The sequence below is a fragment of the uncultured Campylobacter sp. genome (genome assembly GCF_938017705.1).
Taxonomy (GTDB): Bacteria; Campylobacterota; Campylobacteria; order Campylobacterales; family Campylobacteraceae; genus Campylobacter_B.
Genome location: NZ_CALIIS010000166.1, coordinates 1 through 1,291 on the forward strand (window position 1 = coordinate 1; position 1,291 = coordinate 1,291).

A 1,291-nucleotide genomic window follows, 5' to 3' on the forward strand; every position below is an offset into this window, starting at 1 on the left:
GAGCTGCACGTGATCAGCGCGACAAAGCAACTCGTCAATCGGCGCAGAATTTTAAATCGCTAGATTTTATCTTGAGTGGAATTTAAATCGCATAATTTTATCCTGAAATGCCGTCTTGAAATTCCGATTAAAATTTTATATCGAGGTTTTTGCTTTGGAATTCCAATCTAAATTCCATAGCGGAATTTTACCGCGGAATTCCGAGCAGAAATCTCATAGCGGAATTCCATCAGCGGCTTGCCGGTTTGCAAAACGTGCGATGAAGGTATGTCGCGCTTGAGATTTTGAAATTTCACAGTGGAATTCTACCCCGCAAATCCATAATCAAAATTCCGTTTTAAATCCCGCGGCGAAATTTTATTCTCGCTCTGGTAGAATTCCTGAAATTCCGCAGTCTGCAAGCTTGCCCCGACTAAATTTTAAAATTTTAAATTTAGCTGTTTAATTCCTGCTTTACATCGATTTATGTATACTTCGAGATAAATTTTAAAAAGGCTTATTATGCAAGATCTCGTATCTCAGGCAAGAAAAGAGGGAATGATCAGCACCGGAATCGATCTGTTTTTATCGACAGTGCCTGCGACTTTAGTTGCGCTAGATATTGCTAAGGACGATATGCTAGGACTTAGCGGCAACAAGACGGCTACCTATATCATTGGCGGAATTATTTTTGCTCTTTTGTGTGTTTCGGTATTTTTCAGGCTAAGAGCGCTCCGCAAAATTTCAATGCTTAGCGGCATAAAAGCGGCAGCGCTTTACCGCAACTGCGTAATTGTCTGCATCTGTGTCATTGCCATAACAAGCATTTTTTTATCGATTCCTTTATCGATCTCACACAAGCATTTGGCAATGATATTGTGCATTTTGATAGCGTTTGCGGGCGCAATCTACATGATCGTAGCGTGGTTTTGCATAAATTTTGCTCTAGCACGCGTAAGCGGCGTGGGAATCTTTGAGACGTATGTGTGGCTCTGCGTCATCCTTTTTCCATTAAATGCACTATACCATTTGATATTCCCCATGACCCTCACAATAACTAGCATCGTGCATCTGCTAGCCTGGAGCAAGATAGAAAAGATAAGCGTAAAAGTTTAGAATTTCGCAAATATCTTGTCGCGATAGAATTCCGATCTTGTCGGTTTAATTTATATTTTATGCTTGTTTATATATACTTCGGGTCAAATTTTTAAAAAGGGTTTATATATGCAATTCATTGTATCTCAGGCAAGAAAAGAGGGGATGATCAGCACCGGCATCGATCTATTTTTGGCGGCATTGCCCGTGGTTTTTA

The 1,291-nt window shown here is 40.2% G+C and carries 2 protein-coding genes; one reads left to right on the forward strand and one right to left on the reverse strand.

Translation table 11 applies throughout. The features are described 5' to 3' along the window. Positions 1-167 precede the first annotated feature (167 nt). On the reverse strand, positions 168-296 hold the full coding sequence (locus Q0605_RS07955) for a hypothetical protein (RefSeq protein ID WP_298705899.1): 129 nt from the start codon (positions 294-296) through the stop codon (positions 168-170). A gap of 205 nt (positions 297-501) precedes the next feature. On the opposite strand from Q0605_RS07955, the gene Q0605_RS07960 reads away from it, so the two are divergent. Then, on the forward strand, positions 502-1,095 hold the full coding sequence (locus tag Q0605_RS07960; protein WP_298705902.1) for a hypothetical protein: 594 nt from the start codon (positions 502-504) through the stop codon (positions 1,093-1,095). Positions 1,096-1,291 lie beyond the last annotated feature (196 nt).

Coding starts and splice junctions, on each gene's coding strand:
- Q0605_RS07960 (WP_298705902.1), top strand. CDS start 502: ATGCAAGATCTCGTATCTCAGGCAAGAAAAGAGGGAATGATCAGCACC.